The sequence below is a fragment of the Amycolatopsis japonica genome, assembly GCF_000732925.1.
Lineage (GTDB): Bacteria > Actinomycetota > Actinomycetes > Mycobacteriales > Pseudonocardiaceae > Amycolatopsis > Amycolatopsis japonica.
Genome location: NZ_CP008953.1, coordinates 8,338,372 through 8,353,509, shown reverse-complemented (window position 1 = coordinate 8,353,509; position 15,138 = coordinate 8,338,372). Strand labels below are relative to the sequence as shown.

The following is a 15,138-nucleotide window of genomic DNA, read 5'->3' as shown; positions in this document are numbered from 1 at the left end:
GGAACGTCCTGTGTACGAAGGCGAGATCGCCTCCGTGCTCGTCACCGAGCAGCAGATCAACGACAAGATCGCCGAGCTGGCCGCACAGGTCGCCGCGGACTACCCGGCCGACGGCCCCGGCTCCGGGCAGGGAGACCTCCTGCTCGTCGGCGTGCTCAAGGGCGCGGTGATGTTCATGACCGACTTCGCCAGGGCTCTCCCTCTTCCCTCCCAGCTCGAGTTCATGGCGGTCTCCTCCTACGGCTCGGCGACGTCGTCGTCCGGCGTGGTGCGGATCCTCAAGGACCTCGACCGCGACATCGCCGGCCGCGACGTGCTCATCGTCGAGGACATCGTCGATTCCGGGCTGACCCTGTCCTGGCTGCTGAAGAACCTCGCGAGCCGGAACCCGGCGTCGCTGGAGGTCGTCTCGCTCCTGCGCAAGCCGGAGGCGGTCAAGGTCGACGTACCGGTCAAGTACATCGGGTTCGACATCCCTAACGAATTCGTAGTCGGATACGGCCTGGACTACGCGGAGCGTTACCGGGACCTGCCCTACATCGGCACCCTGGATCCGCACGTCTACACGTCCTGAGAACCGCTTGCCCGTTCGTGGGGAAATGCGGAACCCTGAGCGCGGAGAACGCGTCATAGGCTGCGATCAAGTGCGTTAACCTATGCGAAGACCTTTGCCACGAAGCCGTCGTGGCCTGGCCCGGGGGAAACGGAGAGAGCTCAGATGGGGAACAGCAGCCTGGCGGACGCGAACGCGTTCAAGAACGCCGCGGCTCAGGGGCAGGTCGGGATCGACCCGGACGCGGCCCAGACCGCACTGAACAAGATCCGCACCGGCAAGGACGCCGTCGAAGCGCTGCTCCACAGCGCCGGCGACCTCGGACAGGCGCCGAAGCTGGGCAACAACCCGGTCGGCAACGCGATCGCGGCGAAGGTCGCGAACCGGGCCGACGGCGGCGGCGACTCCTACACCGCCGCCCTCCAGAACCTTTACCAGCAGTACGAGGCGGCCGAGTCCGGCATCGTCACCGCGATGGCCCGTTACCACGAGATCGACCAGGCCGCGGCCGAGCCGTTCCGGAACGTCTGAGGGGGAGTCAGAAAGCCATGCCACCGAAGCACAGCGCCGACTCTTACGGCGAGAGCAGCACCAGCAGCACCCCGGTCCAGCTCGGCGACAACTCGGAAGCCGCGAACATCGTGTCGTCCGCGCGAGGCCGTTCCGACGGCTTCGACATCGGCGCCGACCGCGCCATCACGAACCCGCCGAACTGGGAGAGCGCGCCGAGCAGCCAGGACCTGTGGAACCAGGCCAACCTCGGCAACGACCCCAGCACCGCGACCGCGATCAGCCAGTCCTGGGGCTCGCACGGCAGCAAGCTGAGCCAGGCGTCGAACGACCTCTACAACGCGATCTCCGAACTGGGCGCCGCCTGGATCGGGCAGGGCGCGGCGGCCGCGCAGGGTTCGCTGGTCGCCATCGCGAACTCGGGTTCGCAGGCCTCCGAGGCGGCGCACACGATGTCGGACAGGCTGCAGAAGCAGGCCGACGCCGCCACCAAGGTCAAGCTCATGCCGAAGCCGACCGACTACAGCCCCGAGAAGGCCATGGGCCAGGCGCTGGCGGCGGGCCCGGTCGGCATGATCACCGACCAGAAGCCCCTCGCCGACCAGGACAAGGAAGTGCGGGCGGAGCAGGCCAGGTTCCTCGAGGCCTACACCAAGGAGATGAGCGAGGTCGACAGCTCGACCCCGAGCTTCGGCCCCGAATCCCTCGGCATGAAGCCGACCGCCACGCACAACAGCGCTTCGTTCAGCGGTGTCGGCAACATCGCCGGCGGCGGCCTCAATTCCGGCGCCGTCTCCGGCACCCCCGTCCTCGCCGGCACGCACGGCTACGGCGGCGCGCAGGGCAGCGGCGCGGCTCCGATCCACGCCGGTCCGGACTCGGGTGTGTTCTCGCAGGCCGGCTACAACCCCGCCGCGGGCAACCTGCCGGCTTCCGGTGTCGCGCCGGGTGCCGGCGTCGCCTCCGGCGCGGGTGCCCCGATGACCCCGCACGCCCCGGCGAGCGGCGGCAACGGACTCGGCCAGGCCCTCACCGCGGCCGGTCTCGGCGGCGCTCTCGGCTACGCGGGCGCCAAGACGCTCGGACAGGGCAACAAGTCCGGCGCCAAGGACACCGACAGCACCGACGCCGCGGCCACCGAGAAGGGCGGGCCCGCGCAGAGCGCGGCGTCCCAGGCCGTGCCGCAGCAGGGGATCGTGTCCTCCAGCGGCACCATCGGTGGTGGCGCCACCCCGCCGATGCAGGGCATGGGCGGCGGCATGGGCATGGGCGCCCACGGCGCGCAGGCCGAGCAGGAAGAGGAGCACACGCACGCGTCGTTCCTCATCGAGCCGGACCCGGACGACGCCTTCGGCGCCAACGAGGCGACCCCGCCGCCGGTCATCGGCGCCTGGACCGAAGACGACGAACGCTAGAACGGTTTTCACCGGGCGCGCGGCCGATCGGCCGCGCGCCCGCTGACTTGTTTGGGGGCGGATGATGGCGAACGGTGAACTGCTCACCCCGGTCGAGCTGGACTTCCTCTGGGAGAGCGCGAACGCCGGAGAGCTGCCGTACCCGCTACGGCTCCGCTCGCACGGGGCGACCATGGACGAGCGCGGCGCCCTGCGCACGCAGACGCTCCAGTCGCTGAACCAGCGCCGCCTCGCCGACGAGCGCGGACGCCCCGAGCCGCATATCGAGGACTACTTCGGTGTCCTCGCGAGGCCGGACCTGAGCCTGGACTGCGTCCAGCTCAACAATCCCAACACCGAACCGCTGCTCGCGGTCGCGTCCGTGCTCGGCGGCCAAGGCCTGCTGACGGTGCAGGACCCGCGCGGTTTCCACTTCCACCCCATCGCCCCGGACGGCCTCGCGAGCGCGATCGTCTCCCTCCTGCCGCCGGGGACCCGCGGCACGGAGAAGTCGATCACCCTCCCGCTGGACGGGCTCGTCGGCGCTTCGGGGGCGGACTTCCTCCAGCGTCGCCAGCCGCAGATCGACGGCACGGCGACGTCCGACGAGGACCGCAAGGCCCTGTCGCGGCTTCAAGCCCAGCCGCGGCTTCGCGGTGGCCAGTTCGGCGCGAACGCGCGCAGCAAGCACGGCACGCGGAGCCGGTCTTCGGTGCTGAGCTGGTTCGACACGCAGTCCGGCCGGTACTTCACCCAGGCCACCCGCGGTGCCGACGGACGGGACTGGATCACCATCGCGCCCGCGGATCCGGCGACGTTGCGGCACCGGCTCACGGAGATGCTGGGGAAGATCGCTTCCGAAGCGTCTCTCGCGCGCTGACCGGCCCCCTCACGCCCGTGCCATGAAAGGTCCTTTCCTTGCAAAATTTGCAAGGAAAGGACCTTTCATGGCGTTCGACCCGGGCACTTACCGCATCCGGACGACGACTGTCGTACCCCTTCGCTATCGTGAACCCGCTGGGCGTCCCGAGGCCCAGAAGCCGAGGTGCCGGGAGGGCACGGAGCAATGCACCAGGAACATTTCACGCCGATGGCGTTCGACTTCCTCTGGGAGTCCGCCGAGCTCGGCGACCTGCCGTACCCGCTGCGCGTCCGGTCGCACGGCGCGACCGAGCTCGAGCGGCGGGCGCTGCGCCAGCGTGTCGACAACGAACTCCAGGCCCGCGGCATCCGAGACGGCCGGGGCCGGCTGGACCGCAAGATCGAGGACTGGCTGTACCTCCTCGCCCGCGGTTCGCTGACCATCGACGCGCTGCACATCCCCGATTTCCAGGCCCCGACGATCGCCGTGCTCGGCGCCACCGACGGCCGCGACGCGGTGATCGCGATCCAGGACCAGTCCGGGATCTGGCTGCGTGAGGCACCCGCCGACGGGCTCCCGACCGCGGTCGTCGACCTGCTGCCCCCGGGGCAGCGCGGTTCGGAGGCGTCCATCACGCTGCCGATCGACGACGCCCGCCGCACGGAGCCGATCCGCGCCGCCATCAACGCGACGAAGCAGTCCGAAGAGCCCGAAGCGGCGAAGGCCCGTCGCAAGGACAAGCCGCGCGTCTCGCTCAGCGAACGCATCACCGCGGACCCGCGCGAGGCGTTCGGCAAGCTCACCGGCCAGCCGAGGCTCCGCGGCGGTCAGCTCGCAGCGAACAGCCGGTCCCACGTCGGCGCCAAACAGCGATCCCGCGTCCTCGGCTGGTTCGACACCGCCAGCGGCCGCTATCTCAGCACGTCACAGGCCGGTCCGGACGGCCGCGAATGGGTCACCGTCTCACCCGCGGACGTCAAGACACTCCGGATGAGGCTGGGTGAAATGGCCGCCGGTGTGGCGGTCGACACACGTTGAGACCCGGCTCCGGGAACCCTCGCGCGGCGTCCGCCGTTTACGTCCGAGAGGCTCACCACCCTCATCCGTCCAGGCGGGCGGTATCCTGAGGGGCGGGTGTCGGAGCACCATGGGTCGTCAAGATCGTGATGGCGGGTATCACAGGAGCCGCCCAACCAGGAAGGGTCGAGGCCACCAGGGCCGAGTCGTATGAACCGGAAGAGCGTGCTCAGGAACCCAGTGCTCTGGATTCTCGCGGCGGTACTGGCGTTTCTCGCATACAACACGATCTTCGACAGTGATCGTGGCTACACCCAGGTGCCGATCTCGATCGCGAACCAGCAGATCACCGCGAACAACGTCAAGGAAGCCTCGCAAGAGGACAAGGAGCAGCAGATCAAGCTGCTGCTGAACAAGAAGATCGAGGTCGACGGCCAGCAGGTCGACCAGATCATCGCGCAGTACCCGGCGAACGTCGCGGGCACCATCTACGGCCAGCTCATCGGCCTCAAGAGCGGTGACAACCCGGTCAAGTTCACCACCAAGGTCACCCAGCAGAACGTCCTCACCCAGATCCTGATCTTCGCCATCCCCTTGGCGCTGGTGCTGGGCCTGCTGATGTGGATGATGAACAACGCCCAGGGCGGCGGGAACCGCGTCCTCAACTTCGGCAAGTCGAAGGCCAAACAGCTCAACAAGGACATGCCCAAGACGACCTTCGGGGACGTCGCGGGCGCCGACGAGGCCGTCGAAGAGCTGTACGAGATCAAGGACTTCCTGCAGAACCCGGCGCGCTACCAGGCGCTCGGCGCGAAGATCCCCAAGGGCGTGCTGCTCTACGGGCCGCCCGGTACCGGTAAGACGCTGCTCGCGCGAGCCGTCGCCGGCGAGGCGGGCGTGCCGTTCTACACGATCTCCGGTTCCGACTTCGTCGAGATGTTCGTCGGTGTCGGCGCCTCGCGAGTCCGCGACCTGTTCGAGCAGGCCAAGCAGAACGCACCCTGCATCATCTTCGTCGACGAGATCGACGCGGTCGGCCGCCAGCGCGGCGCCGGCCTCGGCGGCGGCCACGACGAACGTGAGCAGACGCTGAACCAGCTCCTCGTCGAGATGGACGGCTTCGACGCGCGCGGCGGCATCATCCTGATCGCCGCGACCAACCGTCCCGACATCCTCGACCCGGCGCTCCTGCGCCCCGGCCGCTTCGACCGCCAGATCCCGGTGTCCGCGCCGGACATGCGCGGGCGCAAGGCGATCCTCGAGGTGCACGCCAAGGGCAAGCCGATCGCGCAGGGCACCGACCTGAGCAGCCTCGCCAAGCGGACCGTCGGCATGTCCGGCGCCGACCTGGCGAACGTGCTCAACGAGGCCGCGCTGCTCACCGCCCGCCAGAACGGGCACGTGATCACCGACGCCGCGCTGGAGGAGTCCGTCGACCGCGTCGTCGGCGGCCCCGCCCGCAAGAGCCGGATCATCTCCGAGAAGGAGAAGAAGATCACGGCCTACCACGAGGGCGGGCACGCGCTCGCCGCGTGGGCGATGCCGGACATCGAGCCGGTCTACAAGCTGACCATCCTGCCGCGTGGGCGCACCGGCGGGCACGCCCTGCTCGTCCCGGAGGACGACAAGGAGTTGATGACCCGTTCGGAGATGATCGGGCGCCTGGTCTTCGCGATGGGCGGCCGGACGGCGGAGGAACTCGTCTTCCACGAGCCCACCACCGGTGCCTCCTCCGACATCGAGCAGGCGACGAAGATCGCCCGCGCGATGGTCACCGAATACGGCATGAGCGCCCGGCTCGGCGCCGTCAAGTACGGCCAGGAACAGGGCGACCCGTTCCTCGGCCGCTCGGCCGGTCGCCAGGCGGACTACTCGCTGGAGGTCGCGCACGAGATCGACGAGGAGGTGCGCAAGCTCATCGAGACCGCGCACACCGAGGCGTGGCACGTGCTGAGCACCTACCGCGACGTGCTGGACGAGCTGGTCATCGAGCTCCTCGAGAAGGAGACGCTGACCCGCAAGGACCTCGAGCGGATCTTCGCGACCGTCGAGAAGCGCCCGCACATCACCATCTTCAACGAGTTCGGCGACCGGAAGCCGTCCGACAAGCCGCCGATCAAGACCCCCGGCGAGCTGGCCATGGAGCGCGGCGAGCCGTGGCCCCCGCCGGAGGAGAAGAAGGAGCAGCCGGTGCTGCAGCCGGCGCCGACCCCGGTCGGCACCGCGCAGGGCGGCGGCGACCTTCCCGGCGGCCCGCCGTACACGCAGCCGGCCCCGCCGCCGGACCCGAACGCCAACCCGTACGCCCCTCCGCCGCCGGGCGCCTACCCCAACGGCGGTCGCCCCAACGGCGGGCCGAACGGCACCGGTCACTGGCCCCAGGCATATGGTGGGCAGCAGCCGGGCGGACCGGCAGGCGGTTACCAGGGTGGGCCCGTAGGCGGCCCGCCGAACTACGGGGCTCCTCCCGGATGGACCCCGGCGACCCAGCCGGGCGGCCAGCCGAACCAGCCCTGGCGTCCCGCCGAAGACCGCCCGCGCGACGGCTGGTTCGCTGACCAGCCCGGCGGTCAGCAGGACGAAGGACAGCAACGGCGTGACGACGGACAGGACGACACCAAGCGATAACGGCGACCGCCCGGTCTTCGACCAGGACCGGGCCGAGAAAGCCGTACGCGAACTCCTGCTCGCCTGTGGTGAGGACCCGGACCGGGACGGTCTCTTGGAGACCCCGGCCCGGGTCGCTCGCGCTTACCGGGAAATGTTCGCCGGTCTCTACACCGAACCGGACCACGTCCTGGACCGCACGTTCGACGAGGCCCACGAAGAACTCGTGCTCGTGACCGACATCCCGATGTTCAGCACCTGTGTGCCGAGCAAGCAGACGGTGAACGCGGTCGGAGGCCGTAAGCAGGCGGCCGAGGTCGAAGTCGGTGACAAGCTGTGGACTCTGTCGGGTGGCAAGGTCGAGGAGACCACGGTCACCGAGATCAGCTCGCACCAGACTCGTGAGCTTGTCGAGGTCACGACCGCAGGCGGAAGTTTCAAGGTCACTCCTGACCATCCTTTGGCGACGCCCAAGGGCTGGGTGGAGGCCAAGGACGTCGAGGGTTCCTTCATCGAGTGGACCCACGCGCGCAAGCTTTGCCGGGATCGCTGGAAGCCGAAGTTCGGCTACGACTTCGGCTATGTCATCGGTGCGACCTGCTCGGACGGAACCGTCGCCGAGCGCTACGTCTCGCTGGTGGTGAACGACCGCGACTTCGCAAAAAAGTACGCCGAGTCGCTCTATCGTGCCTTCGGGATCGAGGCGAAACTCGAACCGGTCACGCGACCGTCGGGCTACCTTGAGCGCGATGTTCCGGGATTTCGGGTGCGAGTCGTCTCGTCGTTCCTCGCGGATCTGATGCGGCAGTACGTCGGTGGCGATGCCCACCATCAGCGACAGCGATTCCCCATGGTCGTGCTCAACGACCGAAGCACTTTCAACGGCTTTCTCGATGGCTACATCGACGGGGACGGCTGCGACGACAAACGACACCCGGGCCGCCTGATCACCAGCGCGAACATCCCTTTCCTCGAAGACTTGGCCACGATCATCGGAGCGAGGTTCACGCCGCGTAAGGCGCCTGCCTCAGTTCTCTACGTCGCTGACCGCTGGTTCGAGCGGCATGGCTTCCCCCAGGACGACTACACGACGGACCTCATCGAGTCGGACTACGTGGAGGTAGAGTCCGTCCGGCCGGTGAAAGCCACGGGAACCAAGCCCTACACGGTGTACAGCTTCAAATGCGAACCCCACCCGACCTTCCTGATCGCCGGGCACCTGACGCACAACTGTGAACACCATTTGCTTTCATTCCACGGCGTTGCTCACATCGGGTACATCCCCAACGAGCACGGCAAGGTCACCGGCCTGTCCAAACTGGCCCGCCTCGTCGACCTCTACGCCAAGCGTCCGCAGGTCCAGGAGCGGCTCACCTCCCAGGTCGCCGACGCGCTCATGCGCAAACTCGAACCCCGCGGCGCGATCGTCGTGGTCGAGGCCGAGCATCTCTGCATGGCCATGCGCGGTATCCGCAAACCCGGCGCCAGGACGACGACGTCCGCCGTGCGCGGGCTGCTGCAGTCTTCGGCGTCCTCGCGGGCGGAGGCGCTGGACCTGATCAAGGGCCGTCGATGACCGCCCTGCCCCGGCCCGGCCGGTGTGCGGTGATGGGCATCCTGAACGTCACCCCGGATTCCTTTTCGGACGGTGGCCGCTACCTCGGCGTCGAGCAGGCACTGGAGCACGCGCACGAGATGTGGGCGCGCGGCGCGGATCTGATCGACGTCGGCGGGGAGTCGACGCGGCCGGGAGCGTCCCGGGTGGACGCCGAGACCGAGATTTCCCGGATCATGCCGGTGATCCGCACGCTCGCCGCCGACGGCGTCGCGATGTCCGTGGACACCACCCGCGCCGAGGTCGCCCTCGCCGCCGTCGAGGCCGGCGCTTCCGTGATCAACGACGTCTCCGGTGGGCTGGCCGATCCGAACATGGCGAAGGTCGCCGCCGAGACCGGTGTCCCGTATGTGCTGATGCACTGGCGCGGGCACAGCAAGGACATGAACGCGCTGGCGTCCTATGAGGACGTCGTCGCGGACGTGCGCGCCGAGCTGCTGTCCCGAGTGGACGAAGCACTCGCCGCGGGCGTCGACCGCGGCGCGATCGTGCTCGATCCCGGGCTGGGTTTCGCGAAGAACGCCGAGCACGACTGGGCGTTGTTGAACGGCCTGGATTCCTTTCTGTCACTGGGTTTCCCGGTCCTCGTCGGCGCGTCGCGCAAACGGTTCCTCGGGCGCCTGTTGTCCGGAAAGGACGGAAAGCCCGCCCCGCCGGACGGTCGCGAGAACGCGACCGCGGCCGTGTCCGCGCTCGCCGCGGCGGCCGGAGCCTGGGGTGTGCGGGTGCACGAGGTCGGCGCGAGTATCGACGCCGTGACCGTCGCGGCGGCTTGGCGGAAGGGGAGTCCTGTTGTCTGACCGGATCACGTTGACCGGATTGAGGGTCTTCGGCAGGCACGGGGTCTTCGACCACGAGAAGCGGGACGGACAGGAGTTCGTCGTCGACATCGTGGTGTGGCTGGACCTCGGCCCGGCCGCCGCGTCCGACGACCTGACCAAGACGCTGCACTACGGCGAACTGGCGGAGCTCGCCGCCGGGATCGTGGCGGGCGAGCCGTACGACCTCATCGAGAGTGTCGCCGGGAAGATCGCCGACGAGGTGCTGCGCGACGAGCGGCTGACCGCCGTCGAGGTGACGGTGCACAAGCCTTCCGCCCCGATCCCGCTGAACTTCGACGACGTCGCCGTGACGGTGCGGCGGGAGCGATGAGCCGCGCGCTGCTCTCGCTCGGTTCCAACCTGGGTGACCGGCTCGCGTACCTCCGGTCCGCCGTCGACGCGGTCCGGCCCTCGGTCGTCGCGGTGTCGTCGGTTTACGAGACCAAGGCTTGGGGCGTCGAGGACCAGCCGGACTTCCTCAACGCCGTCGTCCTGGTCGACGACCCGGCGCGCGATCACTGGGATTGGCTGCGCACCGGGCAGGCCGCCGAGCAAGCGGCGGAGCGCGTGCGCGAACTCCGGTGGGGTCCGCGCACGCTGGATGTCGACATAGTGGCCGTGGACGGGGTGCGCTCCGACGACCCCCAGTTGGTGCTGCCGCATCCCGGCACGCCGGAGCGCGCGAGCGTGCTGATCCCCTGGCTGGAGATCGAGCCCGACGCGGTGCTTCCCGGCCACGGTCCCGTCGCCGGCCTCCTCGCCGCCCGCCCCGCCTCGGACCGCGACTCCGTCCGCCTCACGCATTTCGTCCTCTGAATGCGGTAGTTCGTGATGCGAACCACCGCATCCAGAGGACTAAACGCCCCCCGAGGTTGCGAAAGTGGCTTTCGCAACGCACCCTCGCGACCCAGTCGACCACTGCATCCAGAGGACGAAACGCGGGGCGGGTAGCGGGTGGTAGCAAAGGTCCCTTGCTACCTCAGCGCGGAGCGCAGGGCCGCGATGATCCACTCCGCCTGCCGCATCTGCGAGGGGAACGACGGCCAGCCGTTCATCTTCCCCATCAGCAGCCAGTACCGCTCGGCCCGCGGGTCGGAGCTGATCGCCATCCCGTCGGCGAGCCGCTTCCGCCAGGCGGGGTCGTGCGGGTCACGGCCGTTGCGCGAAGACTGCGTGAAGATCGTCTCCGCCAGTTCCCGGCCTTCGGGCGAGTCCGGTGCGAGGCCGGCTTCGAGGGCTTCGGTCGCCTTCGCGCTCCACGCCATCCACAGCTCCTGCTGCTTCGCGCCGAAGTCCGCCCCGTCCTCCTTCCGGAGCTGCGAGTGCCACTCGCTCATCCGGCGGATGGACGCGCGGAACTCTTCGTCCTGCACGAGTTCGGCGAACTCGATCCACGCCTCCAGCTGCTCGGGCGTCGGGTCGGCGGGCAGTTCCGGTTTCGCCGAGACCATCCGCTCGTAGAACTCCGGATCCAGCTCGAGCCCTTCGACCATGTCCGCCCAGAACTCGTCGAGCAAACGTTTGCGGTCTTCGTCCGACATCGACGCGAGTTTGTTCATCAGTTCGACCTCCTCCAGTGGTGAGTCCCGTTTGGCCACCGCTCGCAGGACCGCGCGGCGCAGCTCCAGCCGCCGGATCTGCTCGTCCAGGGCGGCGACGTGCTGGACCGCGAGGTCCCCGATGGTCGCTTCCCTGGTCAGCGCCCGCTCCACGTCCGCGAGGCCCAGCCCGAGTTCCCGCAGAGTCCGGACCAGCTCCAGGCGCGCCATCGCGGTGGCGTCGTAGAGGCGGTAGCCCGAATCGGTGCGGTCGGTCGGGGGCAGGAGCCCTTCGTCGGAGTAGAAGCGGATGGTCTTCACCGGCAGGCCGGTCCGTTTGGCCAGCTCCCCGATGGTGAAAACCGCTGCGGTGCCCATATGCTTCATCGTCGACTCTCCAGTTGGTGGAGAGTCAAGCCTGCCAGGTAGCGTTGGACCATGCACTTCACCCGGCCACGCGAGCTGGCGGTGGCCGGCCTCCTGGGATTGGTCCTGGCCTATCTGCTCTTCCAGGTCGCCTACGGATCCATCCCCGCGCTTCCGCTCTTCGCCGGAATCACGTTGCTCGTCCTCGCGCTCTGCGAGGTCGTGCTCGCCTTCATCATCCGTGCGCGGATCAAGAGCAACCGCGTGCTCGCCGCGATCTCCGTCGCCCGATCGGTGGCCCTCGCGAAGGCCTCTTCGCTCGCCGGATCCGTCATGACGGGGGTGTGGCTGGCGGCTTTCGCGTATCTTTTTCCGCGACGTGACGAACTCCTCGCGGCGAGCGGTGATCTCCGCTCGGCGACGGTCGGGATCGTCAGCTCGGTGGCGCTGGTAGCTGCGGCTTTATGGCTCGAACACTGCTGCCGGACCCCCGAGGGCGGCGATCGGGAGCGCGATCCCGAGCCGACCGGTTAACGCTCGAGAGCCACCGCTCGAAGTACCGACTAGGTCTCGTTCGGATTACTAGAAGGTACGGTGTTGGGCATGACCGGGGTGGGTGACGACTCGCGCGGCCGCCTTGCGGGTAGGCCGTGGCTTGTCGTCGGCTTGGTTCTCGCCGTCGGCGCGACTCTCGCATTGGTGCTTTCCGACGACCTCCGCTACTTGCGTTTGGGGATCGTCGCGGCGCTGTGGGCCGCCTTGATCGGTGCGTTCCTCGCGGTCCGCTACCGCAAGCACGTGTCGCAGAGCGAGGACGCCGTCGCCGAGGCACAGGCCGTCTACGAGCTGGAGCTGGAACGCGAGATCGCCGCCCGCCGCGAGTTCGAGCTGGAGATCGAGGCGGAGACCAGGCAGGCCGCCGAGAGCCGCTCTCACGACGAGCTCGAAGCGCTCAGAGCCGAGGTGAGCGCCCTGCGTGAAAGCCTCCAGTCGCTCTTCGGCGGTGAGGTGCTCCTCGAACGCGTCGCGCTCACCGCGCAGGCCACCCGGATGCGGTCCCTCGACAACAAGCAGCTGATGAGCGCGGGGTCCGAGAACGGCAACGGCAAACCCCAGCTCATGGCGGCCAAGAGCACCACGATCGACGTCGACGAGCGTGAACGCGAGCGCGAGCGCCCGACCGAGATGATCGACCGCGTCCTCGAACCCGCTTCCGCGCGGGCGGGCACGCCGCCCGCCGCCCGCCGCAAACCGGCGAACGGCCAGGTCAACGGCACCAACGGGTACGGGCAGAGCAATCAGGTCCAGCGGCCGAAGCCGGTCGACGAGTCGACTCGCCGCAGTATGCGCAAGGCGGATGCCCGCGCCTCGAAAGCGGCCGAGGCGCTCGCCGCCGAAGCCGCTCGCCGCGAGCGGATGGAGATGTCGAACCCCGGCATGTCGCCCGCCGAGGTCTCCCGGCCGATGCCGAGGGTCGAGGCCCAGCGCAAGACCCCGCCGCCGGTGACGCCCGCCGAGGTGTCCCGCCCGTCGATGCCCGGGGTGTCGCGTGCCGAGGTCTCGCAGCCGTCGATGCCCACCATCGCCCGGCAGCCCCAGCGGCCGGAGCCCCCGCGCAACGAACCGCCCCGCCGCCCGCAGCAGTCTTCGCTGCAGCAGCGGCTCGACGCCGGCACAGTGCAGCGTCCTCCCGCGACGCGGCCCGAGGAGCAGACCCGGAAGCAGACGCCGCCGGTGAAGCCCCCGGCGCAGGCGAAGCCGGTGAAGAAGGTCGAGCCGGACCGTCCCCGGCCGAACCGCGAGCTCGGCCTGACCCGCCCCGGGATGAAGCCCGTCGAGCGGCCGCGTCCGGCCGGTGGCACGCCGCCGCCCGCGAACAAGCCCGCCACGCCGGAGCCGATGGAGGCCACCGGCGAGTGGAAGCCGTCGTGGACGCAGGAGCGCCCGGTCTCCGATCTGAGCGCCGCGTTCCCCCGGAAGGACGACTTCCAGGACCGGTTGCGGCCCACGCCGCCTGCCAAGCCGCAGCCCGCGGCCGCGTCGCGTCCGGAACCTCGCCCCGAGCCGCGTCCGGAGCCGCGTCGCGACCCGGAGCCGCCGACCCCGCTGTCGATCCCGGCCGTGTCCGAGCCGCCTCGCCGGGCCGAGCCCGTGCGGCAGCCGGAGCCCGAACCGGTGCGCCGTCCGGCGGCCGAGGCGCCGTCGCGGCACGGATCCCCGGCCGCGGAGGAGCCGCCCGCGGTCAACCCGACGCTGCCCGAAGAGATCCGGCTGGCGCAGAACGGTGGCGGCGGACGCCGTCGCCGGGCCGCCGAGGACTCCTCGGTCTCGATCACCCCGGCCCCGAACGTCCCGGAGCCCACCGGAGGCGGCCGTCGCCGTCGTCCGGACGGGGAGCCCCCGGCCTGGCAGAGCACCGAGTCCACCGGCGGCCGTCATGGCGGCAGGCGGGCGAAGCCGGACGACGAGGCGCCGTCCCGGAACGGGTCGTCGCACAGCCGTCCGGAGACCTCCGACGCGGGCTCCCACGCCTCCGGCCGATCGGTGATGGACCTGCTCGCCGCCAACGGCGCGAACGAATCCACTCCGCGGCGCAGGCGGCGTGCGGAGGACTGAGCCCGTACCGACGGTAGGGTGACCCGCTGTGAGCGAGCCTTCCTCCCCGGCGCCCGGTCTCGACCGGCCCCGCCGGTCTCGGTCGATCACCGTGCTGCTGCCGGTGCTCGGGTTGATCGCCGTCGCGCTGTGCGGGTTGTTCGTCTTCGGCACGGTGACCGAAAAGGTGGGCCCGCTCGCGGTGGGGATCGGTGTGCTCGCGGCGCTGGTCCCGGTCGCCGTGGTGGTCACCGCGTTCCTGTGGGTCGACCGCTGGGAGCCGGAACCGCCGAAGCTCCTGCTGCTGGCCTTCGTCTGGGGCGCGTGCGTCGCGACGATCATCGCGTTGCTGCTCAACAGCGGCGCCGAGGCCGTCGGTGACCTGCTGCTCGGTACGGGCGTCGGCGGCAAGATCAGCGGGCTGGTCTCCGCGCCGCTGGTCGAGGAGGCCGCGAAGGCCGTTTTCATCCTGTTGCTGTGGTGGCGTCGCCCGAGCGAGTTCGACGGCGTCGTGGACGGCATCGTCTACGCCGGGTTCACCGCGGCGGGCTTCGCCTTCACCGAGAACATCTATTACTTCGGCCGCGCGTTCGCCGAGCACGGCTTCGGCGACGGCACGAGCGCCGGTGTGCTCGCGGCGTTCTTCCTGCGTGGTGTGCTCTCGCCGTTCACGCATCCGCTGTTCGCCGTGATGACCGGGATCGGCCTCGGGGTCGCCGCGAGCAGCAAGGTCCGCTCGCTGCGGATCCTGGCGCCGATCGGCGGCTACCTCGTCGCCGTCCTGTTGCACGCGCTGTGGAACGGCGCCGCGCTGCTCGGCGGCGCCAAGACCTTCCTGAACGTCTACTTCCTGATCATGGTGCCGCTGTTCATCGGCGTCTTCTCGGTGGTGGTCATGCAGCGGCGCCGCGAGCAGCGGATCGTCGCCGCGGCCCTGCCGATGATGGTCGACGCCCGCTGGATCGCCCCGTCGGAGGTGTCGCTGCTGGCCAGCCTCTCCGGACGGCGGTCGTGGCGGAAACAGGCCCGGAAGCAGTCGGGGCGGGAGGCGGCGAAGGCCGTCGGCCGCTACCAGGCCAGCGTGACCGAGCTCGCGTTCCTGCGGCGCGGCCCGAAGCTCACCGACGAGGCGAAACAGCGGCAGAGTGAACTGTTGCGGGTGCTCAAGACGTCACGGGCCGAGGCCGTCCGGCTCGCCGACGGCGCGCCGCGCGGGTGACCACGGTCAGGTGAAGCTGGTCACGAGCGCCGGGTCAGACC

Annotated in this window: 13 protein-coding genes and 2 pseudogenes; 14 read left to right on the top strand and 1 reads right to left on the bottom strand. The window is 69.7% G+C overall.

What is annotated here, in order from left to right:
- Positions 1–10: 10 nt before the first annotated feature.
- The 11 genes and pseudogenes from hpt (at position 11) to folK (ending at position 10,195) form a co-directional block, all read left to right on the top strand.
- On the top strand, positions 11–574 hold the full coding sequence (gene hpt, locus AJAP_RS38785) for a hypoxanthine phosphoribosyltransferase (protein ID WP_016337783.1): 564 nt from the start codon (positions 11–13) through the stop codon (positions 572–574).
- A gap of 144 nt (positions 575–718) precedes the next feature.
- Positions 719–1,084: a hypothetical protein gene (locus tag AJAP_RS38780; RefSeq protein ID WP_038520899.1), complete on the top strand. Its 366-nt coding sequence runs from the start codon at positions 719–721 to the stop codon at positions 1,082–1,084.
- 17 nt (positions 1,085–1,101) lie between these two features.
- Entirely contained in the window at positions 1,102–2,478 is a 1,377-nt protein-coding gene (locus AJAP_RS38775; RefSeq protein ID WP_038520895.1) for a WXG100 family type VII secretion target, read from the top strand.
- 64 nt (positions 2,479–2,542) lie between these two features.
- Complete coding sequence (locus tag AJAP_RS38770) at positions 2,543–3,337, top strand: ESX secretion-associated protein EspG (protein WP_038524720.1); 795 nt, start codon at positions 2,543–2,545, stop codon at positions 3,335–3,337.
- Positions 3,338–3,523: 186 nt separating this feature from the next.
- Positions 3,524–4,357 (top strand): ESX secretion-associated protein EspG, encoded by an 834-nt coding sequence (locus AJAP_RS38765; RefSeq protein WP_038520893.1) that lies wholly within the window; start codon positions 3,524–3,526, stop codon positions 4,355–4,357.
- Positions 4,358–4,546: 189 nt separating this feature from the next.
- Positions 4,547–6,964 carry an ATP-dependent zinc metalloprotease FtsH gene (ftsH, locus tag AJAP_RS38760; RefSeq protein ID WP_016337778.1) on the top strand — a complete coding sequence of 806 codons (2,418 nt, stop codon included), beginning with the start codon at positions 4,547–4,549 and terminating at the stop codon, positions 6,962–6,964.
- A pseudogene (locus AJAP_RS42660) lies at positions 6,933–7,205 on the top strand (GTP cyclohydrolase I); the annotation flags it as partial. The gene ftsH and the pseudogene AJAP_RS42660, both read left to right, overlap by 32 nt.
- 969 nt (positions 7,206–8,174) lie before the next feature.
- Positions 8,175–8,519, top strand: a pseudogene (gene folE, locus AJAP_RS38750) (GTP cyclohydrolase I); the annotation flags it as partial.
- The gene (gene folP / locus AJAP_RS38745; RefSeq protein WP_037335215.1) at positions 8,516–9,358 is read left to right on the top strand and encodes a dihydropteroate synthase; all 843 of its coding nucleotides are present in this window, start codon (positions 8,516–8,518) and stop codon (positions 9,356–9,358) included. The pseudogene folE and the gene folP, both read left to right, overlap by 4 nt.
- Positions 9,351–9,710 (top strand): dihydroneopterin aldolase, encoded by a 360-nt coding sequence (folB, locus tag AJAP_RS38740; RefSeq protein ID WP_020632060.1) that lies wholly within the window; start codon positions 9,351–9,353, stop codon positions 9,708–9,710. Before folP ends, folB begins: the two co-directional genes overlap by 8 nt.
- Positions 9,707–10,195, top strand: a complete 489-nt coding sequence (folK, locus tag AJAP_RS38735) for a 2-amino-4-hydroxy-6-hydroxymethyldihydropteridine diphosphokinase (RefSeq protein WP_038520890.1) — start codon at positions 9,707–9,709, stop codon at positions 10,193–10,195. Before folB ends, folK begins: the two co-directional genes overlap by 4 nt.
- 158 nt (positions 10,196–10,353) lie before the next feature.
- On the opposite strand, the gene AJAP_RS38730 is transcribed toward folK, so the two are convergent.
- On the bottom strand, positions 10,354–11,295 hold the full coding sequence (locus AJAP_RS38730) for a MerR family transcriptional regulator (protein WP_038520882.1): 942 nt from the start codon (positions 11,293–11,295) through the stop codon (positions 10,354–10,356).
- A gap of 60 nt (positions 11,296–11,355) precedes the next feature.
- Here AJAP_RS38730 and AJAP_RS38725 point away from each other — a divergent pair, with 60 nt between their 5' ends.
- The 3 genes from AJAP_RS38725 to AJAP_RS38715 all read left to right on the top strand — a co-directional run bounded on the left by AJAP_RS38725 (position 11,356) and on the right by AJAP_RS38715 (position 15,097).
- A complete protein-coding gene (locus AJAP_RS38725) occupies positions 11,356–11,817 on the top strand; it encodes a DUF3180 domain-containing protein (protein WP_038520876.1) in 462 nt (153 codons plus the stop codon).
- A gap of 69 nt (positions 11,818–11,886) precedes the next feature.
- The gene (locus AJAP_RS38720; protein WP_038520873.1) at positions 11,887–13,899 is read left to right on the top strand and encodes a DUF6779 domain-containing protein; all 2,013 of its coding nucleotides are present in this window, start codon (positions 11,887–11,889) and stop codon (positions 13,897–13,899) included.
- 28 nt (positions 13,900–13,927) lie between these two features.
- Positions 13,928–15,097 carry a PrsW family intramembrane metalloprotease gene (locus tag AJAP_RS38715; RefSeq protein WP_084098492.1) on the top strand — a complete coding sequence of 390 codons (1,170 nt, stop codon included), beginning with the start codon at positions 13,928–13,930 and terminating at the stop codon, positions 15,095–15,097.
- The last annotated feature ends 41 nt before the right edge of the window (positions 15,098–15,138 follow it).